At 57.8% G+C, this 23,653-nt stretch carries 31 protein-coding genes; 12 read left to right on the top strand and 19 right to left on the bottom strand.

Features of this window, described 5'->3' with window-relative positions; translation table 11 throughout:
* Positions 1 to 99: 99 nt before the first annotated feature.
* Positions 100 to 369 carry a DUF2312 domain-containing protein gene (locus tag ACR1XY_RS12895; RefSeq protein ID WP_170445087.1) on the bottom strand — a complete coding sequence of 90 codons (270 nt, stop codon included), beginning with the start codon at positions 367 to 369 and terminating at the stop codon, positions 100 to 102.
* Between the two features lie 161 nt (positions 370 to 530).
* On the opposite strand from ACR1XY_RS12895, the gene ACR1XY_RS12900 reads away from it, so the two are divergent.
* A complete protein-coding gene (locus tag ACR1XY_RS12900; protein ID WP_480593816.1) occupies positions 531 to 749 on the top strand; it encodes a hypothetical protein in 219 nt (72 codons plus the stop codon).
* A gap of 9 nt (positions 750 to 758) precedes the next feature.
* Here the strand turns inward: ACR1XY_RS12900 and ACR1XY_RS12905 are convergent, their stop codons facing one another.
* The gene (locus ACR1XY_RS12905; protein WP_480593817.1) at positions 759 to 974 is read right to left on the bottom strand and encodes a hypothetical protein; all 216 of its coding nucleotides are present in this window, start codon (positions 972 to 974) and stop codon (positions 759 to 761) included.
* Positions 975 to 1,218: 244 nt separating this feature from the next.
* On the opposite strand from ACR1XY_RS12905, the gene ACR1XY_RS12910 reads away from it, so the two are divergent.
* Genes ACR1XY_RS12910 through ACR1XY_RS12925 form a run of 4 tightly spaced genes read left to right on the top strand, consistent with a single transcriptional unit; the run spans position 1,219 to position 3,409 of the window.
* Entirely contained in the window at positions 1,219 to 2,082 is an 864-nt protein-coding gene (locus ACR1XY_RS12910) for an MBL fold metallo-hydrolase (RefSeq protein WP_480593818.1), read from the top strand.
* A gap of 32 nt (positions 2,083 to 2,114) precedes the next feature.
* Positions 2,115 to 2,537, top strand: coding sequence for a YeeE/YedE family protein (locus ACR1XY_RS12915; RefSeq protein WP_480593819.1), 423 nt, complete (start codon positions 2,115 to 2,117; stop codon positions 2,535 to 2,537).
* Positions 2,537 to 2,968, top strand: coding sequence for a DUF6691 family protein (locus tag ACR1XY_RS12920; RefSeq protein ID WP_480593820.1), 432 nt, complete (start codon positions 2,537 to 2,539; stop codon positions 2,966 to 2,968). Before ACR1XY_RS12915 ends, ACR1XY_RS12920 begins: the two co-directional genes overlap by 1 nt.
* 9 nt (positions 2,969 to 2,977) lie before the next feature.
* Positions 2,978 to 3,409 carry a protein tyrosine phosphatase family protein gene (locus ACR1XY_RS12925; RefSeq protein WP_480593821.1) on the top strand — a complete coding sequence of 144 codons (432 nt, stop codon included), beginning with the start codon at positions 2,978 to 2,980 and terminating at the stop codon, positions 3,407 to 3,409.
* Position 3,410: 1 nt separating this feature from the next.
* On the opposite strand, the gene ACR1XY_RS12930 is transcribed toward ACR1XY_RS12925, so the two are convergent.
* The 5 genes from ACR1XY_RS12930 to ACR1XY_RS12950 form a co-directional block, all read right to left on the bottom strand.
* A complete protein-coding gene (locus tag ACR1XY_RS12930; protein ID WP_480593822.1) occupies positions 3,411 to 4,517 on the bottom strand; it encodes a FliM/FliN family flagellar motor C-terminal domain-containing protein in 1,107 nt (368 codons plus the stop codon).
* Between the two features lie 78 nt (positions 4,518 to 4,595).
* The gene (locus tag ACR1XY_RS12935; protein WP_480593823.1) at positions 4,596 to 7,274 is read right to left on the bottom strand and encodes an ATP-binding protein; all 2,679 of its coding nucleotides are present in this window, start codon (positions 7,272 to 7,274) and stop codon (positions 4,596 to 4,598) included.
* Positions 7,262 to 7,576: a hypothetical protein gene (locus ACR1XY_RS12940; RefSeq protein ID WP_480593824.1), complete on the bottom strand. Its 315-nt coding sequence runs from the start codon at positions 7,574 to 7,576 to the stop codon at positions 7,262 to 7,264. Before ACR1XY_RS12940 ends, ACR1XY_RS12935 begins: the two co-directional genes overlap by 13 nt.
* Entirely contained in the window at positions 7,573 to 7,953 is a 381-nt protein-coding gene (locus ACR1XY_RS12945; RefSeq protein ID WP_480593825.1) for a response regulator transcription factor, read from the bottom strand. Before ACR1XY_RS12945 ends, ACR1XY_RS12940 begins: the two co-directional genes overlap by 4 nt.
* Positions 7,954 to 8,031: 78 nt before the next feature.
* Positions 8,032 to 9,327: a short-chain fatty acyl-CoA regulator family protein gene (locus ACR1XY_RS12950; RefSeq protein ID WP_480593826.1), complete on the bottom strand. Its 1,296-nt coding sequence runs from the start codon at positions 9,325 to 9,327 to the stop codon at positions 8,032 to 8,034.
* A gap of 205 nt (positions 9,328 to 9,532) precedes the next feature.
* Here ACR1XY_RS12950 and ACR1XY_RS12955 point away from each other — a divergent pair, with 205 nt between their 5' ends.
* From ACR1XY_RS12955 to aat, 4 genes are all read left to right on the top strand, one after another.
* Positions 9,533 to 10,069: a LuxR C-terminal-related transcriptional regulator gene (locus ACR1XY_RS12955; RefSeq protein WP_170326802.1), complete on the top strand. Its 537-nt coding sequence runs from the start codon at positions 9,533 to 9,535 to the stop codon at positions 10,067 to 10,069.
* A 150-nt stretch (positions 10,070 to 10,219) separates the two neighbouring features.
* Positions 10,220 to 10,717 carry an acetyl-CoA carboxylase biotin carboxyl carrier protein gene (accB, locus tag ACR1XY_RS12960; RefSeq protein ID WP_480593827.1) on the top strand — a complete coding sequence of 166 codons (498 nt, stop codon included), beginning with the start codon at positions 10,220 to 10,222 and terminating at the stop codon, positions 10,715 to 10,717.
* A 9-nt stretch (positions 10,718 to 10,726) separates the two neighbouring features.
* A complete protein-coding gene (accC, locus tag ACR1XY_RS12965) occupies positions 10,727 to 12,076 on the top strand; it encodes an acetyl-CoA carboxylase biotin carboxylase subunit (RefSeq protein WP_480593828.1) in 1,350 nt (449 codons plus the stop codon).
* A gap of 48 nt (positions 12,077 to 12,124) precedes the next feature.
* Positions 12,125 to 12,757: a leucyl/phenylalanyl-tRNA--protein transferase gene (gene aat / locus ACR1XY_RS12970; RefSeq protein ID WP_480593829.1), complete on the top strand. Its 633-nt coding sequence runs from the start codon at positions 12,125 to 12,127 to the stop codon at positions 12,755 to 12,757.
* Here aat and ACR1XY_RS12975 read toward each other — a convergent pair.
* The 6 genes from ACR1XY_RS12975 to ACR1XY_RS13000 all read right to left on the bottom strand — a co-directional run bounded on the left by ACR1XY_RS12975 (position 12,712) and on the right by ACR1XY_RS13000 (position 16,461).
* On the bottom strand, positions 12,712 to 13,080 hold the full coding sequence (locus ACR1XY_RS12975) for a DUF2155 domain-containing protein (protein ID WP_480593830.1): 369 nt from the start codon (positions 13,078 to 13,080) through the stop codon (positions 12,712 to 12,714). The genes aat and ACR1XY_RS12975 overlap by 46 nt on opposite strands.
* Entirely contained in the window at positions 13,077 to 13,529 is a 453-nt protein-coding gene (gene mlaD, locus ACR1XY_RS12980; RefSeq protein WP_480593831.1) for an outer membrane lipid asymmetry maintenance protein MlaD, read from the bottom strand. Before mlaD ends, ACR1XY_RS12975 begins: the two co-directional genes overlap by 4 nt.
* 12 nt (positions 13,530 to 13,541) lie before the next feature.
* Positions 13,542 to 13,925, bottom strand: coding sequence for an NADH:ubiquinone oxidoreductase subunit NDUFA12 (locus tag ACR1XY_RS12985; RefSeq protein WP_480593832.1), 384 nt, complete (start codon positions 13,923 to 13,925; stop codon positions 13,542 to 13,544).
* A 79-nt stretch (positions 13,926 to 14,004) separates the two neighbouring features.
* Entirely contained in the window at positions 14,005 to 14,367 is a 363-nt protein-coding gene (locus tag ACR1XY_RS12990) for a RidA family protein (protein WP_480593833.1), read from the bottom strand.
* A gap of 63 nt (positions 14,368 to 14,430) precedes the next feature.
* Positions 14,431 to 15,696 (bottom strand): ATP-dependent Clp protease ATP-binding subunit ClpX, encoded by a 1,266-nt coding sequence (gene clpX, locus ACR1XY_RS12995; protein WP_058282413.1) that lies wholly within the window; start codon positions 15,694 to 15,696, stop codon positions 14,431 to 14,433.
* Positions 15,697 to 15,828: 132 nt separating this feature from the next.
* Positions 15,829 to 16,461: an ATP-dependent Clp protease proteolytic subunit gene (locus ACR1XY_RS13000; RefSeq protein WP_058282412.1), complete on the bottom strand. Its 633-nt coding sequence runs from the start codon at positions 16,459 to 16,461 to the stop codon at positions 15,829 to 15,831.
* Positions 16,462 to 16,766: 305 nt separating this feature from the next.
* Here ACR1XY_RS13000 and ACR1XY_RS13005 point away from each other — a divergent pair, with 305 nt between their 5' ends.
* Together ACR1XY_RS13005 and ACR1XY_RS13010 are read left to right on the top strand one after the other, a co-directional pair.
* The gene (locus ACR1XY_RS13005) at positions 16,767 to 17,108 is read left to right on the top strand and encodes an ArsR/SmtB family transcription factor (protein WP_480593834.1); all 342 of its coding nucleotides are present in this window, start codon (positions 16,767 to 16,769) and stop codon (positions 17,106 to 17,108) included.
* Between the two features lie 133 nt (positions 17,109 to 17,241).
* The gene (locus tag ACR1XY_RS13010) at positions 17,242 to 17,379 is read left to right on the top strand and encodes an entericidin A/B family lipoprotein (RefSeq protein ID WP_480593835.1); all 138 of its coding nucleotides are present in this window, start codon (positions 17,242 to 17,244) and stop codon (positions 17,377 to 17,379) included.
* Positions 17,380 to 18,492: 1,113 nt separating this feature from the next.
* Here ACR1XY_RS13010 and ACR1XY_RS13015 read toward each other — a convergent pair.
* The 5 genes from ACR1XY_RS13015 to ACR1XY_RS13035 all read right to left on the bottom strand — a co-directional run bounded on the left by ACR1XY_RS13015 (position 18,493) and on the right by ACR1XY_RS13035 (position 21,258).
* Positions 18,493 to 18,939 (bottom strand): hypothetical protein, encoded by a 447-nt coding sequence (locus tag ACR1XY_RS13015; RefSeq protein WP_480593836.1) that lies wholly within the window; start codon positions 18,937 to 18,939, stop codon positions 18,493 to 18,495.
* A 170-nt stretch (positions 18,940 to 19,109) separates the two neighbouring features.
* On the bottom strand, positions 19,110 to 19,595 hold the full coding sequence (locus ACR1XY_RS13020) for a hypothetical protein (protein WP_480593837.1): 486 nt from the start codon (positions 19,593 to 19,595) through the stop codon (positions 19,110 to 19,112).
* 116 nt (positions 19,596 to 19,711) lie between these two features.
* Entirely contained in the window at positions 19,712 to 19,891 is a 180-nt protein-coding gene (locus tag ACR1XY_RS13025; protein WP_480593838.1) for a CTP synthetase, read from the bottom strand.
* A gap of 89 nt (positions 19,892 to 19,980) precedes the next feature.
* Entirely contained in the window at positions 19,981 to 20,301 is a 321-nt protein-coding gene (locus ACR1XY_RS13030) for a hypothetical protein (RefSeq protein WP_480593839.1), read from the bottom strand.
* Positions 20,302 to 20,616: 315 nt separating this feature from the next.
* Positions 20,617 to 21,258 carry a dCTP deaminase domain-containing protein gene (locus ACR1XY_RS13035; RefSeq protein ID WP_480593840.1) on the bottom strand — a complete coding sequence of 214 codons (642 nt, stop codon included), beginning with the start codon at positions 21,256 to 21,258 and terminating at the stop codon, positions 20,617 to 20,619.
* Between the two features lie 15 nt (positions 21,259 to 21,273).
* Between ACR1XY_RS13035 and ACR1XY_RS13040 the strand changes: the two genes are divergently transcribed.
* Positions 21,274 to 21,747, top strand: coding sequence for a deaminase (locus ACR1XY_RS13040; protein ID WP_480593841.1), 474 nt, complete (start codon positions 21,274 to 21,276; stop codon positions 21,745 to 21,747).
* A gap of 57 nt (positions 21,748 to 21,804) precedes the next feature.
* Here the strand turns inward: ACR1XY_RS13040 and lepA are convergent, their stop codons facing one another.
* Positions 21,805 to 23,604 carry a translation elongation factor 4 gene (gene lepA, locus ACR1XY_RS13045; protein ID WP_480593842.1) on the bottom strand — a complete coding sequence of 600 codons (1,800 nt, stop codon included), beginning with the start codon at positions 23,602 to 23,604 and terminating at the stop codon, positions 21,805 to 21,807.
* Positions 23,605 to 23,653 lie beyond the last annotated feature (49 nt).

The following is a 23,653-nucleotide window of genomic DNA, read 5'->3' on the forward strand; positions in this document are numbered from 1 at the left end:
CGGCCAGAAGAAGAAATCCTGTGGCGCGTGCCCCGGATCAACGCAATCCCTGCGGGGCACACATGTTTCGAACGTCTGAAGGTTACCGTCAGGCGAGCTTCAGCTCATGCCCAACGCTTCTTTATACATTTCCAGCACGGCCTCTTCCTCGGCGATATCGTCTTTGTCGCGTTTACGCAGAGCGATCACCTTGCGCATGACCTTGGTATCGTAGCCTCGGGCTTTGGCCTCGGCCATCACCTCTTTTTGCTGTTCCGCCAGATCCTTCTTTTCCGCATCCAGTCGCTCGAACCGTTCGATGAACTGGCGCAGCTCGCCTGCGGTTACGCGATAGTTGGCAGAGGCCTGATCTTCGGTCATGTCATCCATTTACGTCTCTCCCAGAGGTAGATTTCTGTTGCTATGCAGCGGGCAATATGCCGGATACATCGCTGCCGCCCGCGCCGCAAGCGCCCAATCGCAGGCGGGCTTGTGTGAGCGGGGGTTCTCGGCTAAGCGCAAGTGAACGTGACAAGCAAATGTGGGGAACCATGTTCGAATTCATCACCTGGGGCGGCGCCGCCCTGTCGCTTGCCGGGCTTGTGGGCCTAGTCTGGTGTATTGGACACGTGATGAAAGCGCGCAAATCCGGCCTCTCGGACGAAGAACTGCGCGCTGTTGTTCAGGGTGTTCTGCCGTGGAATCTGGCTTCGTTATTTCTGTCAGTGATTGGCTTGATGGTGGTAATCCTGGGGATTTCCTTTGGCTAACCGACCAGCTTAGACTGGCAGGTTATCAAAGCGCGCCTCCATGGCATCTTCACACAGGGCTGCATCCAGTTGCCGCAAGCGCGATGGTATATGTATACCTTCCTGACGCATCCGTTCGATCACCTTGGTTACACTTGGCTGAAGGGCAAGTCGCGTATCCAGACACGCGCCGTTGAGTTTTTTTTCAAGTTGCTCAGCTTCTGAATATAAATTGATTGACGACATCTCCATCCTCCCAAATGTCTTCATTTACTCCGATTTATGTGACCATTTTAAGACCCGCCCAGATTACCAAAAAATAGCGCGGGAATCCGCCGATGAGCCCTGCCGTTCCGGTTGTCCAAAAGCGAATTGACTAGATTTTACTCATACTGAGACTTCCTTGCCTTGACCAGCATCAAATTACGCATGTTGATTATAATATATTCCATAATTAATATATGAAATAACTACACCGGTGGAGGGCTACATGACACCCATTGTGAAAGCGTTTTTCGACCCCGAGACCTTTACGGTTTCCTACCTCGCGCAAGAACCCGAAGGCCTTTCCTGCGCGGTTATCGACAGTGTTTTGGATTTCGACCACGCCTCGGGCCGCACCAGCACGCGCTCGGCCGATCAGATCATTAACCATGTGCGGAAGAACAATCTGCGGGTCGATTGGATATTGGAAAGCCACGTCCACGCCGATCATCTGTCAGCGGCCCCCTATTTGCAGCAGGAACTGGGCGGTAAAATCGGTATCGGTGACCAGATCGTCACCATTCAGGAAACCTTCGGCAAGATCTTCAACGAAGGCACCGAGTTTCAGCGCGACGGTAGCCAGTTCGACGCCCTTTTTCGCGAAGGCGACAGTTTTCACGTTGGGCAGATGCGCGGTGACGTGCTGCACACGCCCGGTCATACACCGGCTTGTCTGACCTATGTGATCGGCGATGCAGCTTTTGTCGGCGACACCCTTTTCATGCCGGACTTCGGCACGGCGCGCTGCGACTTTCCCGGTGGGTCTTCTGCAACGCTGTATGACTCGATCCAGAAAATTCTGGCGCTGCCGGATGAAACGCGGGTTTTTGTCGGGCATGACTACAAAGCACCCGGGCGTGATGAATATGCCTGGGAAACAACAGTCGGCGAGCAGAAGGCGCTGAATGTCCACATTGGCCAAGGCCGCTCGATCGAGGAATTTGTCGAGATGCGCGACGCCCGGGACGCGACGCTGGCCATGCCGCGCCTGATCCTGCCATCTCTGCAGGTCAACATGCGCGCAGGGCAAATGCCTCCGGCGGATGAACACGGCGACGTGTTTCTGAAGCTTCCCCTGAACAAACTCTGAAATACTGGCCGCAGCACAGCAAAGGACACGAAATGCTTACAGACTGGATATGGGGCCTTGGCGGAGGCCTTCTTATTGGGCTTGGTGCCGCCGTTTACCTGCTGGGCAACGGGCGCGTCATGGGGGCCAGCGGAATTTTGGGAGGGTTGCTCGACAACAGCGACCGGTCGCTGGAAAGGCTGGGTTTTCTGGCAGGCGTGATCGGAATGCCCCTGTTGCTGCGCCCCCTGCTCTCTCCGGCACCCGAGACACATCTGACCAGTAATATCGCCGTGGTGATCCTCGCCGGTCTGCTTGTGGGGGCCGGAACGCGCATCGCCAACGGATGCACGTCCGGTCACGGCGTCTGCGGGATATCGCGCTTCTCGCTGCGCGGCATCGTCGCCACCCTGATCTATATCGGGGCCGGAGTCGTGACGATTACCTTGTTCCGCCATGTTTGGGGGGTGATCTGATGCGCGCACTGATTTCCCTTCTTTCAGGATCACTTTTCGGCGCAGGTCTGCTGCTGTCCGGTATGACCGACACGACCAAAGTACAAGGCTGGCTGGATTTTTTCGGGCACTGGGATCCAACGCTTGCCTTCGTGATGGGCGGAGCAATCCTGCCAATGCTGATTGCGTGGCGATTGACGACCCATCGACGCCCCCTAGCAGGCGGACAATTTCCGCAACCCGCCACACCAGAACTGGACCGCCGTCTAATCCTGGGTTCAGTGCTGTTCGGGATGGGCTGGGCGCTGGCGGGACTATGCCCCGGGCCTGCCCTTGCATCGCTCAGCTTTGGTGGCGTTGGTGGTGCCGTCTTTCTGATTGCCATGCTCGCGGGAATGTACGCGGCACCAACTCTGAGCGCGCAACTGGACAGAGTCGCAAAGGCGGCCTAATCAATTGCCATGGAGATTCGCCCGATTACCCCCCGCTACGCCGTCTCGCCGCAAATCACGGTCGAGGACGTTCCAGCCATTGCTGAAGCTGGCTTTGTCAAAGTGATCTGCAACCGGCCCAATGTCGAAGTTCCGGTGAATATGCAATCGGATGCGATCGGTGAAGCAGTACGTGCCGCCGGACTGGAGTACGAAGTTCTGGAGCTGACCCACCAGACCATGACACCCGCGAATGTAGCCCTGCAACGCGAGCTGGCCGAAAGCTGCAACGGGCCGGTTCTGGCCTATTGCGCCTCGGGCACACGGTGTTCTGTGGTTTGGGCCCTGGGTCAGTGTGATCGGATGAGCACCGACGACATTCTGGATGCCACCACCAAAGCGGGTTACGCACTAGAAAACCTGCGCCCGACCCTTGACCAAATTCGCGGCGTAACCGGTTGATTTAACTACGACCGCCTGAATCTGTGTCCGATTGCTTCAGGCCGGCAAGTTGCGATATCTCGGCCACCATCCGGTCTGAATCGGTGAAATTTAGGTTGGACTTGAAATCGACTGTTTCCCCTGGATCGAACGTAGTCGGTATTTGCGATAGTTCCGTTGGCGCGGGCAGGTCTGGATCAGGTCGCGGCGTTGTGGTCGAGCGAGCCTCAAGAAATTCGTCAGCCTCAGATTGGGTTAACGCCGCCAGCGGCGCATATTCGTTCAGTCGTACCGCGCGCATCCCTCCGCATTGCCCCAACCGGCCAATTGCAGCACGGTTGCGATCAATTGTCAGGACTTCTGCACGATCCAGCCTTGCCCCTCTCAGCGGCAGAACGTCCCCCAATTTGAGGTGAGACAGAGATGCCAGAGGCAGCGACATGCGGCAGATCACCGTGTTCAGTTCGGCCCGCAATACCCCCGACGCATTTTCAAGATTTGGGCCCGTGCCGCCTTGCGTAACTTCGCCGGAATCCTCTGCGGTTCGGTCCGACAGGATCACGGAAATCTGCCCTTGCCGCAAACCACCACCCAGTTCGACGGTCAGGTCAAACACCCGATACGCGTCTTCGACCATGGCCAGCGACAACGTGCGCAAATCAGCAAGACGGGCGGCAAATTCAAACCCCGACAAGCTGGATTGATCCAACTGTGCTTCAACCAAATCGACTGCGCGCGCCAAAGCATCTTCGATAAAAGGTGCCACCATTGCCCCATCCGTGTGCGTGAACGCGCGGGGCGAGGGTGCGTCCGCCATCACCTCGCCAATGGTTTGCACCTGAACGATGGCCGAAACCGCACCCAGATCCATGCAGACGGCCGCAGACATCCCGTCACCGTCGACAAACTGCAACAGCAGCCAGTCTTCCCCAACCTGTTCCGTCAACACATCCGACGTTCGGTGGTATTGTCTGGCGCCGATCACGACCATGGGCAGCTGCAATCGGTCCCCGGCGGCCCGGGCAAAGGCTAACCGCAGCGCCCGCAGGATCGAACGCGGCTTGTCACCTTGTTCTTCCTGCCCCACTGAAAGCTTGCGCGCCAATGCTGCGCTGACCGTTTGCGTCATGCCCCAAAACCGCTGTTGGTTGCTGTATCCGACATTCGGTCTAACCCGGTTCAGGTTACGAATGTCTTTACATCCGTGTCACTGCGCCGCCTGTTGATAGGCTATTGGCAGTCTGACACGAAACGCCGCCCCGCCCTGCCCCGGCAGATAAGTGACTTCTCCGCCCAAACGCTGCATGATCTCACGGCAGATCGCCAGGCCCAACCCGGCCCCGCCAGCCTTGTCGACGCCCACGCGGGCGAATTTCTCGAACACCATGGAGCGGGCCTCGGGCGGGATGCCACTACCATTATCGGCGAAATCAATCACCACCTGCCCGCCGACATCATGGGCCGAGATCGTCAGCACAGGCTCATCGGCGTCACAGTATTTTTGTGCGTTGGAAATAAGGTTGATAAAGACCTGCCCTAACCGGTCCAGATCGGTTTGCAGCGGGATACGTTCAGCCGTTTTCGAGCGCCGCACCGTAAGATTCCGGTTCGAGCCGGCCAGCGCGCTGGACACAGCCCGATCCAGCACCGAGCGCAGCGTGTCGTCACCGACATTCAAATTCACCCGCCCGCTTTCCAACACGCTCAGGTCCAGAAGGTCGTCCAGCAACCGGGTCAGGCGCAAGGCTTCGTCGTGAATGATCGCGGCATAACGCGTCTGCTCTTCCCCACTCAGCCCCTCGGTATCGCGCATGATCTCGGAAAACGCGCGGATTGACGTCATGGGGGTGCGCAGTTCGTGACTGACCTGGCTGAGGAAGCTGTCTTTCTGTTCCGAGATTTGCGTCAGCTTTGTGTTTGCCTCACGCAATTGCCGCGCGGTTCGGCTTAGTTCTGCGGATTTCACTTCCAGCTGGCTGGAGTATTCCAGAAGTTGCGCGGATTCATCTGCCACGGCCAGCAGGTCCTCGACCGACACCGAAGAGCCGCCGACGATCTGACCGATCATCGCATGGGCTGTCGCCGCCCCAACAGAGCCGCTCAACTCGCGCTCAAGCCTTTCCAGAAACACGGGGGTGGGTTCCGGCAGGCTGGAACGCCCGCCCTGCTGTTCCGCCTCGGCCTGAAAGAACTCCTGCGCGGGGCCTGCGCCCAGTATCCGCTGGGTCATGATCATCAGGTCTTCGCTTTGCGCAACCGAGCCAGACCAGCCGCGGGGCGCGACAGAATGATCGAAGACGTTGACGAATTGGGCCCCCTGCAGGCGCTCCAGCGGGCTGGGGAAACTTAGCAGCGAGGCGATGCAGAATGCGATGGTGTTGAGGGACAGTGACCACATCACGGTATGTACCATCGGGTCCATCCCTTCGATCCCGAACAGGGCCTGCGGGCGCAACCAACCAAGACCGAACGGGCCGTTTTGCAGCACCGTCTCGGGCATCAACACTCCGTCCATCCCTGGCAGTAGCAAAGTGTAGACCCACAGCAGAAACCCTACCGTCAACCCTACCAGGGCGCCGGTCCGTGTTGCTCCACGCCAGAACAGGCCGCCGACCAAAGCGGGTAGAATCTGGGAAACCCCGGCAAAGGCTATCAACCCGATCGAGGCTAGGGCCGCGCCGCCACCGGACAACAGGTAGTAATAGTAGCCCAGCGCCATGATCACCGCGATTGACACACGTCGCGCCAACAGCACCACGTTCCTGACATCGCCGGATACGGAACCTGACCCTTCCTGCGTACTCAGCCAGATCGGCATGACCACGTGGTTCGAAACCATCGTCGAAAGCGCCATGGCCGTCACGATGACCATGGACGTGGCCGAAGAAAAGCCCCCGATAAAGGACAGCATCGCCAGCCAGTCATTGCCCTGAGACAGTGGTACGGTCAGCACGAACAGGTCCGGGTTCGAACCTTCGGGCAACAGGTCCAGACCAACAACGGCAATGGGCACCACAAAAAGGCTCATCAACAGCAGGTACAGCGGGAAAGCCCACGCGGCGGTTCTCAGATGCCCCTCATCTGCGTTCTCGACCACCATCACCTGAAACATGCGCGGCAGGCAGACAAAGGCCGCCGCGGACAGAAAGATGAAAGTGGTCCAGCGCCCCGCGTCCACGTTCCATTGTCCGATCTCGGACGCATCGATGCGGTCCATCATTGGCCCGACGCCGCCCGCGACACCCCAGACCACAAAGGCTCCGACCGCAAGCAGGGCAAATAGCTTGACCACCGATTCCAGCGCAATGGCTGTGACAACCCCGTGGTGGCGTTCGTTGACGTCCAGATTGCGGGTGCCGAACAGGATGGCGAACACGGCCAGCCCGGCCGCAACCCAGAACACGCTGGAGCCTTCACGATAGAGGCCGGAGGGGTCAGCCTCGGCAAAAATCGAAAATGACAGAGTGATGGACTGCAGCTGCAGCGCGATATAGGGGGTGCCGCCCAGCACCGCCAGAATGGTCACGCAGATTGCCAGCGTGTTGGACTTTCCATAGCGGGAGGAAATCAGGTCGGCAATCGAGGTCACCCTCTGACTGCGCCCGACCCGCACCAGTTTGCGCAGACCCCACCACCAGCTGATCATTACCAACGTCGGGCCCAGATAGATCGTGACGAACTCCAGCCCCGACCGCGCGGCGTTGCCGACAGCACCATAAAACGTCCACGCGGTGCAGTAGATCGACAGCGACAGCGTATAAATCAACGGCGATCGCAGCCATGCCCCCCGCCCGGCGGCAGCCATTCTGTCGGCAGCAAACGCGACGCCGAACAGCAGAACAACATAGCCCAGGCAAACCAGAATCAGAATGTTCAGCGTTGCCATCGGTCCGTCTCGGGTTCGGATTCATCGTGGGTCCCCATGCGTCTGGCGGCAAATCCAAACACCAGACTGGCCAGGATCATCGCTACCCAGCAAGTGAAGATGTAAAAGATCGCAGAAGACAACGACACGCCCTCCTGCGTGTCTTGACCATCGGGCCATAACAACGGGATGGCCACTAAGGCCGCGCCCAGAAAGGGCAGCAGTCGGGCGGCATCCGACAATCTGCGGCGACGATAGCTCTGCCGCTCTAGAAACAGCGAAGGCCGGACGCCCGTAGGCTGACGGTCTTCGTCCGAACTCATGACTGCGTTGCCTGCGCGTGCAGGTCCCGCACCGCAGTCAGCATCTCGGTATTGGAAAACGGCTTGGTCATGAAACGGCTGACCCCGGCGTTTTCGGCCATCTCCCGATCCCGGGACTGCCCCCGCGCGGTCAGCATCAGAACCGGCAGGTTCTGCATACCGTCCACGTCGCGCAAGTCTCGTAAAATCTCCATCCCGCTTTTGCCCGGCAGCATCACGTCAAGAATAACAAGATCCGGATTTGCGCCCTGAATAACCTGCAATGCGTCGCTGCCTTCGGCGTGCGTTTCAACCTGCCAACCCTCACGTGTCAGCAGGAACCGAATGGCCTCGGCAATGTTCGGCTCATCCTCAATTAGCAGAACCTTGCGGCTCATGATTATCTGTCCTCCCCGTGACGGGTCATAAACTGATCGACCCGTCTCTGCCAGCTTACGCGTTCTGTCAGGAATCTGTCAAAAACCTTCGCTCAGAATCGACGGTTCACGACGGGATGCGCAATCGCTGCTGGGGCAAACCCTGCAGCTGGGACCAACCCGGGCAACCACTTGATCATCCTGCGCAACATCCTCGACCGACCGCACCAACATTATCGAACGATAGACCGGCCCGTCATCAAAGCCGGATATGTGCTGCGGCCACGCATAGGCGTAGCAATCGAACACCGCCGCAGTCCGCCCAAGCTGTACGATGCGTTTGCGGATGGGGACCAACGGCCGGTTCAACGCCTGAAACAGCGGCCACAGGGGGCAGGCCTCACCAAAGCGCGGCATGGCAAAACCAGTCACGGATTTGCTGAACAGAATACTGCCGGAGGCATCGCACACCACGAGCCCAGTCGGCCGCCCAAGATACCCGCCCGGCAGAGTCGCCAACCGCCTAAGCACCGTTGCAACGTTAACTGAAAACCGCGCCGCGAGTTGCAGCGGGTCCAGAGGGGCCTCAGCTAGCGCAGCCTGCAGTTGGTCCAGTGGTATTGCCCGGGCATCCGCGGCGTAAACTTTGAGAAAGTCGCTGGTCAAAGTTCTTGCCGCGCTCGAGTCCAGATCACTTAAGTCAATATCAACTTCCCCTCCGCCCTTTTCGATCTCGGGGAAATGGTGCTCGTGCGCCTCGAAAAACGCTTCAACATCTTCCAACGGTACGCCGCGGTGATCGCCGTCAGAATCGCTTTCATCCAAATAAGCGACCAGCGACTTGGAGCTTTCAGCCAAACGCTCAGCATCCTGGTGTAGGTTGCTGTGAAAACGGTCCTGCCATTCGGGTTCGATGTCCTGCGTATCCGCTAGGATCGCAGCGGTTGACCGAATCGCAGCAGCGGTCGACAGAACCTCGTGCATCGAGGCCGCCAGGTGCGGGTCGTGAGTCAGACGGTCCGACAACGTTTCCACGGTGCGCTCCAACGACACGACCCGGCGGTGCATCTGCGCCAACACCCCCGCCCATCCGGGAAACCGCCCGGCGAACTCCTCGAGCCCGTCCAGTTCCGCCTGCTGGCCAACGGCATCGGCCGCGGCCTCGCGCAGCGCCGCTATCAACGTGGCCTCGACCCCCCGCGTCAGAACCGACGGTTCCACGGCCAGCGTTGCCGCGATATCGACCAGCAACTTGCCGCCAATCCGGCGGCGATTATGTTCGATAAGGTTCAGATATGACGCTGAAATCCCGACCTGACGCGCAAGTTCCGCCTGCCGGAGACCGGCAATCTGACGCCTTTCCCGAATACGGCTGCCTGTCAGCGTATCGCGCATGTTCTCACCCCTTCCAAAGCGAAACCATAGGACATTAACCTCAACCTATTTTCAGAACTCTTGATTTATTTCTATAGGTTAGGACGTAGTTTTCATAGGTTATTTACAATCTTGACAAAACGCGATCGCCCGATGCCGACAATGCCCATGCAGAATCTGCGCGGGCCCCCTTCTATTTCTGCTGAAATCCCGGCACGATAGCCGCATGAGCGATCCCGCCTTTGAATATGCACCAATCGGGCTTGTCGAGTTGGAGAACCGGATCATCCGGCGCTGCAATCTGCAGTTCGCCCGAACCTTTGGTGGTGAGGCCGCCGACTACCGCAACATGCCCCTGTTGCACCTTTATCCGTCCGTGGCGGACTGGGAACGCATCGGTGCACGCAGCCTGCAGGTGATGCGCGACACCGGTTATTACACGGACGAACGCGTCATGCGGCGACGCAACAGCGACCTGTTCTGGTGCCGCGCGCGCGGACGCTCACTGACCCCCGACGACCCGTTTCGCCACGGAATCTGGAGCTTTTCAGACATCTCGGAAGAACGCCCCTTGGTCGAGCTGACCGCGCGCGAACGCGAGGTCGCGATCTTGTCCTGCCGCGGCCTGTCCGCCAAGGAAATCGGGGCCGAACTGGACCTCAGCTATCGCACGATCGAGGCCTACCGCGCCCGCCTTTTGGAAAAATTCGGGGCCCGCAAACTGCCCGAACTGGTGGCGAAACTATCGGGAATGCCGCTGTAATCTCCTTTCCCCTCGAAATCTTCGTTAAAACCGCCATCTGACAGGCCCAGACGCGCTTTTCATGGCCGGGCGCATGGCTTATAACGCTGCGTAATCAGACCAAAGCCCGCATGGAACAGACGGGCCAAAGGGGAACCGTCGAGGACACTCATGACAGACACCAAACACGAAGCGGATGTGGCATTCATCAAGGCACTGGCCGAACTGCTGCGCGAGAACGACCTGACCGAGTTGCAGGTCAAACGCGAATATGGCGAGGAAGACAGCCTGAACGTGCGCGTTAGCCGCATGAACCAGGCCGTAGCCGCTCCGGTTCAAGTCGCGGTTCCGGCCGCCGCACCGGTCGCACCGGCTGCCGCACCGGCACCTGCCGCCGCTGAGGCACCCGCAGCGCAGGAAGATCCGGCCAGCCACCCCGGGGCTGTGACCTCGCCCATGGTCGGCACCGTGTATATGCAGCCCGAACCCGGTGCGCCCGCGTTCATCTCGGTTGGTGCATCAGTATCCGAAGGCGATACGCTGCTGATCGTCGAAGCAATGAAAACCATGAACCACATCCACGCGCCCAAGTCCGGCACCATCAAGCGCATTCTGGTGGGTGACGGCGACGCTGTAGAATTCGGCACCCCTCTGGTCATCGTTGAGTAAGGCGGTCCAATGTTCGACAAGATCCTGATTGCCAACCGAGGCGAGATCGCCCTGCGCGTCATCCGCGCCGCGCGCGAGATGGGGATTAAGACGGTCGCCGTCCACTCCACCGCCGACAGTGACGCGATGCACGTGCGCATGGCGGACGAGTCGGTGTGCATCGGCCCACCGCCCAGCCCGCAAAGCTATCTGTCCGTGCCCGCGATCATTTCGGCCTGTGAAATCACCGGCGCGCAAGCGATCCACCCCGGCTATGGCTTCCTGTCCGAGAACGCAGAATTCGTGCAGATCGTCGAGGACCACGGCATCACTTTCATCGGCCCAACCGCGGAACATATCCGTATCATGGGCGACAAGATCACCGCCAAGGAAACCATGAAGGCGCTAGGTGTGCCTTGCGTTCCCGGTTCGGATGGCGGCGTGCCCGATCTGGCCACCGCCAAGAAGATCGGTGAAGAATTCGGCTATCCCGTCATCATCAAAGCCACCGCTGGCGGTGGCGGGCGCGGCATGAAAGTCGCGCAGAGCGCGGGTGAGATGGAAAGCGCTTTCATGACCGCCCGCGCCGAAGGCAAAGCCGCCTTTGGCAATGACGAGGTCTATATCGAGAAATACCTGACCACACCGCGCCATATCGAGATTCAGGTCTTTGGCGACGGTAAGGGTAAGGCGGTCCACCTGGGTGAGCGCGACTGTTCGCTACAGCGCCGCCACCAGAAGGTATTCGAAGAGGCTCCTGGTCCCGCCATCAGCCCGGAAGAGCGCGCCAAGATCGGTAAGGTCTGCGCCGACGCCGTGGCCAAGATCAACTATATTGGCGCGGGTACCATCGAGTTCCTGTATGAAAATGGCGAGTTCTACTTCATCGAGATGAACACCCGCCTGCAGGTGGAACACCCGGTAACCGAGGGGATATTTGGCGTCGATCTGGTGCGCGAACAAATCCTTGTCGCCGCTGGTGAGGACATGTCGTTCGGTCAGGACGATCTGGAGATCAATGGTCACGCCATCGAGGTTCGGATTAACGCCGAAAAGCTACCGAACTTCTCACCCTGCCCGGGCAAAATCTCGGCCTATCACGCGCCGGGAGGTCTGGGTGTGCGGATGGATTCGGCTCTGTATGACGGGTATTCGATCCCGCCCTACTACGATTCTCTGATTGCCAAACTGATTGTTCAGGGCCGTGACCGGGCCGAGGCGCTGGCGCGTCTGGAACGGGCTTTGGGTGAACTGATCGTGGACGGCATCGACACCACCGTACCGCTGTTCCACGCCCTGTTGCAGGAGCCCGACATCCACAGCGGCAACTACAACATCCACTGGCTGGAGCGCTGGCTTGCGGAGAATATGGCCAATTAACTCAGCGGGGTCGAAGGGTGCCAACCCTTCGACCTTCGGGCATTCTGCATGAGCCTTTCCCCGGAACTCTTATTGCACGGATACTCCATCGGCATTTTTCCGATGGCAGAGAACCGCGACGCTGCAGAGCTGTTCTGGGTTGATCCCAAATTTCGCGGTATCTTTCCCCTCGACGGCTTTCATGTTTCGCGTAGCCTTGCGCGCCGTATCCGCAAATGCGGGTATTCAGTAACGATCAATCAGGACTTTGCCAGGGTCGTCGATGGCTGCGCGGATCGCGCAGACACTTGGATCAACACCGAGTTGCGGGACCTTTATCTGCAAATTCACGACTTGGGCCACGCGCACTCGCTTGAGGTGTGGGAGGCCGACCATCTGGTTGGCGGCGTCTACGGTGTTGCACTGGGAGCTGCATTCTTTGGGGAAAGCATGTTCTCGCGCCGGAAGGACGCGTCAAAAATCGCTCTGGCCTATCTGGTGGATCGCCTGCGGCAATCCGGGTTTCAGTTGTTCGATACGCAGTTTCTGACTGCGCATCTGGCGTCATTGGGTGCGATTGAAATTCCTCGAACGCAATACCGGCGGGATCTGGATGACGCGATCAGCGCGAGCGCAGATTTTACCGCACCACTGGATCAGTCACCCGAAGGGGTTATACAGCGGATTACCCAGACGTCGTAACGCGCGTGATCCAGTGCGTTCAGCGCCGGCGATGTGGCAATCATCCAACCATCAAACAATTGATCCGGCTTGCCTTTTTCCCAGATCGTCAGATAGGCAAAAGCATCACCGGTCGGGTTCTCAGCCGGGTACCGGCATTCCCCAAGCGCCACGTCCAGACCAAAAACCGTTGTGGTCTCGCCGTTCTGCATTTCCACATCTACGGTCTGGCCATTGACCTTATCCAAGCCCCGCAGGATCGCCCCGGGGCCTGACTGCGCCTTTTGCTGTGCCCCTGCGCCCGTGGCGGCCAGCAGCACCGCAATCAGGGCAAAACGCCTCATTCGCCGCCGTCCCCGGCCACGAATTTGACCAGCAGCGAGATCAGGCTGACAGCGCCTTGCGTGTCTTCGACCTGATCGCCGGGCTCAAAATAGAACGGAGAACCGCCCGGCATCACTTCAACGAAATTACCGCCCAGCAAACCTTCGGACGAAATGACGATGGCGCTGTCATCAGGCACCTGGATGCCGTCCGCAATCGAGAATGTCGTGTCCGCGCGATAGGTGTCCGGGTTCAGAGTTACGCCCGTTACAGTGCCGATCTTTACCCCGGCCAGACGCACGTCTGTGCCCACACCCACACCTTCGAGCGAGCGGAAAGATGCCTCAAGCTGATATCCAGCGGCACCCTGCGACAGGCCGGTGGACTGGCTGGCATAAACGCCAAAGGCTACGGCGCAGGCCAGAACGGCCCCACCGACAAGAACTTCGGTAACGTTATAGGTCGACATTGCTCGCCTCGTCTATTCCGGGCTCCAGGCCTCGTAATCCGTGCGCTTGACCGGATCTTGCCGGCGTAATGACCCCGCAGGGGTATAAGCCAGAGCTGTGCCCGTCAGGTTCTCCTGATGCGGTTTTTCCCAGGACTTGTGCTGCAGCGGCTTATCGGTCGGCGGCTCATCCCAAGTGCGGTGCAACCATCCGTGCCAATCGGGGTCGATCCGGCTAGCCTCGGCTTCGCCGTTGAAAATCACCCAGCGCTTGCTGTCGTCAGCATTGCGGTAGAAGATATTGCCTTCGTTGTCTTCACCGACTTTCTCACCTTTCCGCGCAGTATAGATCTGCGTGTTCAAGGTGGCCCCGTTCCACCAGGTTACGGCCCGCAAAAGACTGTTCAGGATACCCATCGGCTGCCTCCGACATTTCTGTTCCTGCAGATATGGACCAAAGGTTCGCCAAGGTCCAGTGCCACTAGGGCCGCACCTGCTATTCCGGCGAATATGCCGTTACCTCGATTTCGATCCGATATTTCGGGTCGATCAAACCGCATTCAATCATCGTTGTGACCGGGGGGTTGTCACCGAAATACTCCCGCAGAATCGGCCAGCAAGGTTCGAATTCTGACCGGTCCGGAAGCATGTAGGTCACGCGCACAACGTCGGCAAAACTTGCCCCGGCCTTGGTCAGTGCCTTTTCGATCGTTTCGAGTGCGGAACGGCATTGAATGACCACATCACCACCCTGCCCGACCGTTCCGGCGACATGAACCCAACCACCGGCAACCACCGCGCGGCAATAGCCGATTTTGGCCTCAAATTCTCCGCCTGAGGATATGCGTTTGATCGTCATAGTGCGCCTCACATGAAAACGGCGCGGTCAGTGCCGCGCCGTGATTGGTAATTCGGCTTGAACTTATCCGGCCGAGGCCGATTCAGCCGCATCCGCGTAGATGATCAAAGGCTGCTTGTCGGACGACACGGCTTCTTCGTTGACCACAACTTCGGTCACGTTCTTCATGCCCGGCAGTTCGAACATCGTATCCAGAAGGATATCTTCCAGGATCGAACGCAGACCACGCGCACCAGTTTTCCGTTCGATGGCTTTCTTCGCAATCGACTTCAGCGCATCGTCGGTAAAGGCCAATTCGGCATCTTCCAGTTCGAACAGGCGCTGGTACTGCTTGACCAGAGCGTTTTTGGGCTTGGTCAGGATGGTGACCAGAGCATCCTCGTCCAGGTCTTCCAGCGTCGCCAGAACCGGTAGACGTCCGACGAATTCCGGGATCAGGCCGAACTTCAGCAGGTCTTCCGGTTCGAGATCCTTAAAGATTTCGCCCACGCCGCGCTCATCATTGTCGCGCACATCGGCGCCAAAGCCCATGGCCGACCCCTTGCCGCGCTGCGCGATGATCTTGTCCAGACCGGCAAACGCACCACCGCAGATAAACAAGATGTTCGTTGTATCCACCTGTAGGAATTCCTGTTGCGGATGCTTGCGGCCGCCTTGCGGCGGCACACTGGCCACAGTACCTTCCATCAGCTTCAACAGAGCCTGTTGCACGCCCTCACCCGACACATCGCGGGTAATCGAGGGGTTCTCGGACTTGCGCGTGATCTTGTCGACCTCGTCGATATAGACGATGCCGCGCTGCGCACGTTCGACGTTGTACTCGCTGGCCTGCAGCAGTTTCAGGATGATGTTTTCGACATCTTCACCCACATAACCGGCTTCGGTCAGCGTGGTCGCATCCGCCATGGTGAACGGCACATCCAGAATACGTGCCAGCGTCTGCGCCAGCAAGGTCTTACCGCAACCGGTCGGGCCGATCAGCAGGATGTTGGACTTGGCCAACTCGATATCGCTGCCCGCTTTCTGGGCATGGTTCAACCGCTTGTAATGATTGTGAACAGCAACAGACAGAACCCGCTTTGCCGTGGCCTGACCGATCACATAGTCGTCCAGAACTTCGCAAATGTCCTTGGGTGTCGGAACACCATCCGAAGATTTCAGCCCACTGGCCTTCGTCTCTTCGCGGATGATGTCCATGCACAGTTCGACGCATTCATCGCAGATAAAAACGGTCGGTCCAGCAATCAGCTTGCGCACCTCATGCTGGCTTTTGCCGCAGAAGCTACAGTAGAGCGTGTTCTTGCCGTCGCCGCCTGAATTCGTCGCCATGTTCTACCTTTCGGGCTTCGTCCCTGCGGTCCCCCTCGGACCGCTTGCCGCCTATTGGTGCAGCTTAGGCCAGCACCGAGACGGCTACAATCTCAAAATGCGCCTCCGCACAACGCGCACAGAGGCTCAACCTCAGGCCTCGTCACCGTCCATTTTGGCGCGGTTTTCGACGATTTCGTCGATGTGACCCCAATCTTTCGCCTCTTCCGGGCTCATGAAATTGTCACGATCCAGCGCCTTTTCAACCGCCTTTTTGGTCTGGCCGGTATGACGCACGTATATGTCATACAGGCGATCCTTCAGCTTCTGCGTCTCGGCCGCATGAATCATGATGTCGCTAGCCTGACCCTGATAGCCACCGCTGGGCTGGTGCACCATGATGCGGCTGTTGGGCAGCGAGAACCGCATTCCCTTCTCGCCACCGGCCAGCAAAACTGACCCCATCGAAGCCGCCTGACCGATGACCAATGTTGAACATTTCGGCTTGATATACTGCATTGTGTCGTAAATCGACAAACCGCTGGTCACAACACCGCCAGGCGAGTTGATGTAGATCGAGATTTCTTTGCTGGGATTTTCCGCCTCGAGATGCAGCAGCTGGGCAACGACCAGATGACTCATCCCGTCATGGATCGGCCCGTTGATGAAGATGATCCGCTCTTTCAGAAGGCGCGAGAAGATATCGTAGGCGCGTTCGCCCCGGCTGGTCTGTTCGACCACCATCGGGACGAGCGTATTCATATAGGTATCAACTGGATCGAACATTCTGAACCTGCCTGCTTTGCTATGGATCGGGACATTACCCGAAGAAACGTTACCCAAGTCTTAGTGTCGCCACAGGGGGGCTGCAAGGGGGACCGGAGACTTCATGCCCTGCAGCCGGAATTTGAGTGTTGAACCTGCTCTTTCGTAACCAGTTCGGACAGCGCCACACAAATAGACGCCCTCACATCACATCATTTTGATTCATGCATATGGAAATACATGCGCAAAATATGTAATCAAGGCTCTCAACTCTGAGAACCCGCACTCAAAGCCCGCTCTGTTTTCGAGCAAACAAGGAAAAAACGATGGCCCTTCCCCAGCTTTCGCAAGATATGCCTCCCGAGTCGTTCGACAAGATGGTTGAAAACGCAACGCGCGCGTCGAATTTCCTAAAAGCCATCAGCCACGAAGGTCGCTTGATGATCCTGTGCCATCTGGTGTCAGGTGAAAAATCAGTAACCGAGCTAGAAGGGTTGCTGTCCGCCCGTCAGGCGGCCGTGTCCCAGCAGCTGTCCCGTTTGCGCCTTGAAGGTCTGGTAACGCCACGCCGCGAGGGCAAGGCGATCTACTATCGTCTGGCGGATGACCGCCCGCGTCGCTTGATCGAACTGATCTACGATATGTTCTGCGGCGAAGACAAAGGCTGATTGCACAATCCTGTCGCGTTCTGATCGCCGTGCTTGGTTCGGCGACCCTTAAAGACCAAACAGGCCTCAAAGCACTGGTTCAATTCAAGGAAAACTGCTACGCAACACAAGACTAACACGAATGGAGATACTGATGATCCGTGCATTTCTGATTGGGCTTGCCCTGTTCACCCTCACCGCCTGCGAAACCACAAAGGGCGCTGGCAAAGACATTGAGAAAGCGGGTGACGCGATTCAGAACGCAGCCACGGACGTTCAGGAGAACCTTTGACGCCCTAGGTATCGTTAGGTCGCAAAGCGGGCACCCAGCATACAGTTGAAAATCAGCCGACCTGCCGCAGGGTTCGGCTTGCAGGTGGATAGGCGTTGCATTGCGTTTCCGACAGGACAGCGGGTCTTGTGAACACACAAAATCCCGCTTTCCTGTCAAACAAGGGTAAAGTGGCAGCCTGTTTCAAGCCGAAATACGGCAAAAGGAAAAGGCGTCAGGTGCGCGGACGCTGTCCATGCACGTATCCTAGCGGACACTCCTGACGCCTTGCCGGGTCGACACGTCCGGGGGACGTCCCGAGCCAGTTGCCCTGGCCCTGATAGGAACCACGACCGCCATGCCGCGCCAACAGGCACCTCACAGCCCGCGCCGACCTTCTGAGAGGCTGGTCACCTGACCCGGATGCGAAATCCCGATCAACTGTCCATCCACCGGTAAGTCTCTGCGCAACGAGTCAAATCCTAAAATTCGCCCTTACAGCGCCGACCCCCTGGCCTTTGCGCCCCACCCAGGCTCCTGGGAACCTTTGTGGTAGGGTGATCGTTGCATCAGGGCCGGGGTCCGGCAAGAGAATAGCACTGCAGCATGAAATTTAGCCGGGGATAACGTGTTTATATCCTTTGGGAGCGTTTTGGGGATAACTCTGGAAGTCGCGCGACACGGCCAGTTTGAGGCAGGAAAACTTTGCGCAACGCCAAAACGCCCATTCAGACTGCGTTTCTGCGACTGCAAAGAGGTTAAAACGACACCTAAGTTTGAAAACTGCGTGTCCTGTGCCGATTTTCGGTTCCGCGATTCGAATACAGCCCGAGTCTCACACGTCCAATAGACATGGAAACGGAACCAGAGCCGGACGCACGCCCTGCTCCTCCTGCAACGCCGTGCTGAAGGTTCACGAGCTCAGGATCGCCCATGTCGGGCTATACCTCAATCCGGCATGTAGCGATCCAAACCCTGTTGCAGGCAGCGCAGTGGTCGTCCGACCTGCCTCTTTCCGTCAGAGGCTTTGGTTCCGTCTCCTGCGAAGCGCTCCGACCCGACCGGGATTACCTATTATGCGCTGCACCACATCGCAGCCAGTACCCCCTACAGACCGCTCGGGTCGGAGACGCTTCAGTTCACCTGACGTTCCAGAACGGTGCTGTAGGTCGTTCCGTTTCGCAGGCTACGGAAATCCGCAAAGATCTTTCCGTCTTCGTACCGGGCATCGATCAACGCATTCGCACCGATGACCAGTGGTGAGGTTTCGATGATCCCGATGCTGCCTGACCCATCGAGGCTGATGGTGCCGGTGGCTTCATTCACATTCCACTCGGTGTCGCCATCGCGCCGCCATTTGCTGGGGCCCCAGAAGACGTTTTCCTCCTGAATCTGGATATCCAGCATCCACTCGGCCTGATTGAACCGGGGTTCATCGCCGCGATGCGTATGAGATGGCGAGACGGTCGTATACGATCCCAGCCATGTTCCGCGCAGGTCCGGCGCATCGGCCAAAGCGGCCGTTCCAAGGGTGAGGGTCGCGGCCAGAGCGGCTGCTCCGGCAGTCATGTATCTGGTCATTGGCTCTCTCCTCCAAAACAGTGGCCGTCTTTGGCCTGCTGAACAGATTGGAAGCGAGAGAGCCGGATACAACTTACCTGAGGGAAACTTCATCTGTGGTTAATTGATCCCTCAGACGACTCCAGGGGACGGGGACGCAGCCCCCGCCTTAATTCATTGTAAATGTTACTTTATTCGACCGTAATACTACCATTGATCGTATTCACGAATTTCCTGGTATCGGGGTCGGTCAGAGATGAAAAGCTTCCACCTCCGGTTGCGCTGGCCCAATTGCCCGAGCCGCCCGAAACCGTCCATTCACCGGTCAAGGCGCCGTCCTCACCGATCCCCGTGGCCGTCCAGGTCATCACCGCCTTTTCCCCTGCGGCAGTGTCGAACACGCAATTCCCGGTGCCCGAGACCCCGGCCCCATTGATCAGCACCGCGCCGAAGCACGATCCACTCGCCCCTTCCAGAGGGTGCCCGGCGGCGACCTCGAAACTTTCGTAATCGGTCTGCGTATTCACCACCGCGTGGCCGTCCGAGATGCCATAGACCTGGTTCGCATTCGTCCCCATGCCTTTGCTGGTGGCGTCATAGGTTTCTGCCACGGACAGGCCTGCGGACAGGCCGAGCGTCAGGGCTGTGGTTGCGGTCGCAATTAGGAACTTGTGCATAATAACCTCTCATTTCTGAGGGTCAGGCGTTGCAAGCATGTAAAGAAAAAACCGCCTGAACGCGGTCCCCCGCGCGGAGGATAACACATTCCGATCTTTGCGTCTAAACCGGGCGTTCAGCTTTCGAGCTTGCGGGCCACCAGAAACGAGACCGGAAACGCCGCGAAAAACCCAACAACCGCAGCGATCAGCAGGGTCGTCCACGATGCGTGGCCCATGACCAAAACCGCGATTACAGCGGACCCGGCAAGGGTGGAACCAAGGAAGATGTGAAGGATCAGTGTCAGCGGCGACATAGGGGCCTCGTTTTTATCAGCCTGTTTCCGCGGACCATAGAATTGAGGTCGCAAATCCTCCTTGATCTGTGTCAGAAAGCGCAGCGCGATCAGGCCCATGCCAGTGCCGTTCCCACCAAAACAAGGCCAATTCCCGCGACCTCACGGTACGAGAAATTCTCTCCGAACAAAAAATACGAGGCAATGGCGATCAGGATGACCTCGGCCCCCAGAATGCCGGTATAGATGATGCCCAGCCGTTCCTCGCGCAGCGCTGCAAGCTCCAGCGTTGCTCCGGCCAGCAGGGTAGCAACGATCAACAGGCCGAGGCCCACGCCGGGGAGTTTCCACCAGAACTTCATCGCGATCATGGCCACAGAATAGAGACCCGCCGACCCGAGGGCGATGATGGGGATCATGGATGTAGACATCTGCGCCTCCTGCCGAGGGTTCCGTTGGGTCAAGTGTAGCAGGAGGGAGGGGTTGGGGCTGTGAGGTGGGTCACAGTGTGGGTGATGGGTTAAGAACCCACCCTACGTAGGGTGGGTTTTCGACCCACCAATTCACCCGTAGGGCGGGCTTTCAAAACCGTTCGATCAACAGAACTGAGGGCTGCGCCGGCCCGAGGGGAGGCGCAAACGCGCCGCCCCATGGGGGCGGGTCGGCGCGGACCGGCGGTGCCGCCGGGCTGGGGACAGCTATTGATACTTTTCCCGTCTGCTTAAGATCTTTCAATCCACAGTGTCTTAACTTGCAGTCAAAAGAGCTATCACGGCTACGGCGAGCGAAAGCACTGCTATCACTACGCTAAAGACATTTATTCCTTTACTAAAGAAAGCATCAGCAACAACTTTCCCGGCGCTCTTTCGTGCGAGCTCTGTGATGCCTGCTGCATCCAAAAATGTACTTGAGAACTCGTTACTTGCTTTGTTCTTTAGAAATGACTGGTACGCCGTTTTTTGGTTTTCCCAAGGTTCGAGATTTCGAACCGTGTTGTGAGAAAAAAACAGTACACGCAACAATCTTTTGTTTAATTCGATCTTTCGAGGTCGGCTCGAGAAATTCACGAGAAACGCACTGATATGACCATCGTAACCAGGATCAATCACACCAACGTTGAGACATAGCAGTCCATCATGAGTCAACGAAGTCACCAGTGTTGCAAGTCCTGTAACGTGACTAGGTAAAACAACTTTTTCCGTTGTTCGGACAGCAACCATTGAACTTGGTTCAAGCCAATACTCGTTAAGACCTCGTCCACTTTCTTTGCTTTCCGTTCCCATGGGAAAAATTTCCCCTATGGTCAAATCATAAGTGGAATTTTTAAAGTTTTTCCTGATACAAGGCTCTACTAGACCCAACTGCTCGATCTGACGGTCAATCAACATGAAACTCGCCTCCTAATGCAAAACTCAAATCCAATGAGAATCGAGAATACCTTTGGCGATAGTTTCAACCTTCTGAAACAACTGCAAGAAGTTGCTCAACAGAGCGATGATGCAGACAGAAAAGTCGGTGCAATCATCCTCGACTTGAATGGGCAAGCCTTACTCCACAGCGCAAACGTTCTTGTTACTCCTAAGGACAGCGAGCTAGAAAGAAAAACTTCGCGAGAGCAGAACCAAAAGTACTACTGGATTGAACATGCGGAGCGACACGTAATATTCATGGCGCTCAAACAAGGCATCGATTTGTCAAATTGTTCCCTCGCGGTAAGTCTCTTTCCCTGCGCGGACTGCGCTAGAGCGATAGTCCAATCGGGAATCAGAACTATTCTTTGCCCGGCAATTCCAGACGACGAACCCCGCCACAAGGAAACCATGCGAGCCGCCAAAGAGATACTCAGCTCAGCCGGGATTAAGGTACTAGAGATATAATTCCAATTCGATTTCGGCAATCGACCTTGCTCAGGCTGCAAACAAAAGTTGACAGCCTTAGCTGTCCATTTTGAGTGCGGAAATAAATGCTTCTTGCGGGATATCGACCTTCCCGAACTGGCGCATCTTTTTCTTACCCGCCTTCTGCTTGTCCAGCAGTTTGCGTTTCCGCGTGGCGTCGCCACCGTAGCATTTCGCGGTCACGTCCTTGCGCAGGGCCGAGAGGGTCTCGCGGGCGATGACCTTGCCTCCGATGGCGGCCTGGATCGGGATTTTGAACATGTGGCGCGGGATCAGGTCCTTGAGCTTTTCGCACATCGCCCGGCCCCGCATTTCGGCCCGGTCGCGGTGAACCATGGTCGACAGCGCATCGACCGGTTCGTCATTCACCAGCACCGACATCTTGACCAAATTATCCTGCGTGTAGCCGGTCATCTGATAGTCGAACGAGGCATAGCCCTTGGTCACCGATTTCAGGCGGTCGTAGAAGTCAAAGACAACCTCGTTCAGCGGCAGGTCATAGACGACCATGGCGCGGCTGCCCGCATAGGTCAGGTCCAGCTGGATACCGCGGCGGTCCTGGCACAGTTTCAGCACGTCGCCGAGGTATTCATCCGGAACAAGAATGGTCGCCTTGATGCGCGGCTCCTCGATATGGTCGACCTTCGAGGGGTCGGGCATGTCGGCGGGGTTGTGCAGCTCGATCATCTCGCCGTCTTTCATGTAGACGTGATAGATCACCGACGGCGCGGTTGTGATGAGCTCGATATCATATTCGCGTTCGATGCGGTCGCGGATGACCTCTAGGTGCAGCAGGCCCAGGAAGCCGCAGCGGAAGCCAAAGCCCAGCGCGGCCGATGTTTCCATTTCAAAGCTGAAGCTGGCGTCGTTCAGCGCCAGTTTATCGATCGCGTCGCGCAGGTCTTCGAATTCAGCCGAGTCCACGGGGAAGAGGCCACAGAAGACCACCGGTTGCGCGGGCTTGAAGCCCGGCAGGGCGACCTCGGCGCCGTTGCGGTCATTAGTGATGGTGTCACCGACGCGGGTGTCGCGGACCTGTTTGATGGACGCGGTGAGAAAGCCGATCTCGCCGGGGCCCAAGGAGTCGATCATCTGCATTTCGGGCCGGAACACGCCGACCCGGTCAACATGGTGCAGGGTGTTGTTCGACATGAACTTGACCCGCATCCCCTTTTTCAGCGTGCCGTCCATGATGCGGACCAGAACGATGACGCCCAGGTAGGCGTCGTACCACGAATCCACCAGCATCGCCTTGAGCGGCGCGTCCAGAGTGCCCTTTGGTGCGGGCAGTATTTTTACGATGGCTTCCAGCGTCTCATGGATGCCCTGCCCCGTCTTGGCGCTGACTTGAATGGCGTCGGTCGCGTCGATGCCGATCACATCCTCGATCTGTTCGGCCACGCGGTCACAGTCGGACGCGGGCAGGTCGATCTTGTTCAGCACAGGCACGATCTCATGATCGGCGTCGATGGCCTGATACACGTTGGCTAGCGTTTGCGCCTCGACCCCTTGGGTCGAGTCCACAACCAGCAGCGAGCCCTCGACCGCACGCATGGATCGCGAGACCTCATAGGCAAAGTCCACGTGACCGGGGGTGTCGATCAGGTTCAGCACGTATTGCTCGCCGTTGTCGGCGGTATAGTCGATGCGGACCGTGTTGGCCTTGATGGTGATGCCGCGTTCCCGCTCGATATCCATGCTGTCGAGCAGCTGTTCCTTCATGTCGCGATCCTTGACCGTTCCGGTCTCTTGGATGAGCCGGTCAGCAAGGGTGGATTTGCCATGGTCGATATGCGCGACGATGGAGAAATTGCGGATATGAGCGAGGTCTGTCATGGGTTGGGGATATGCGTCGGAAATGGGCTGTGGTCAATGGTTGCTGAAA

This window comes from Ruegeria sp. AD11(2025) (assembly GCF_056542405.1).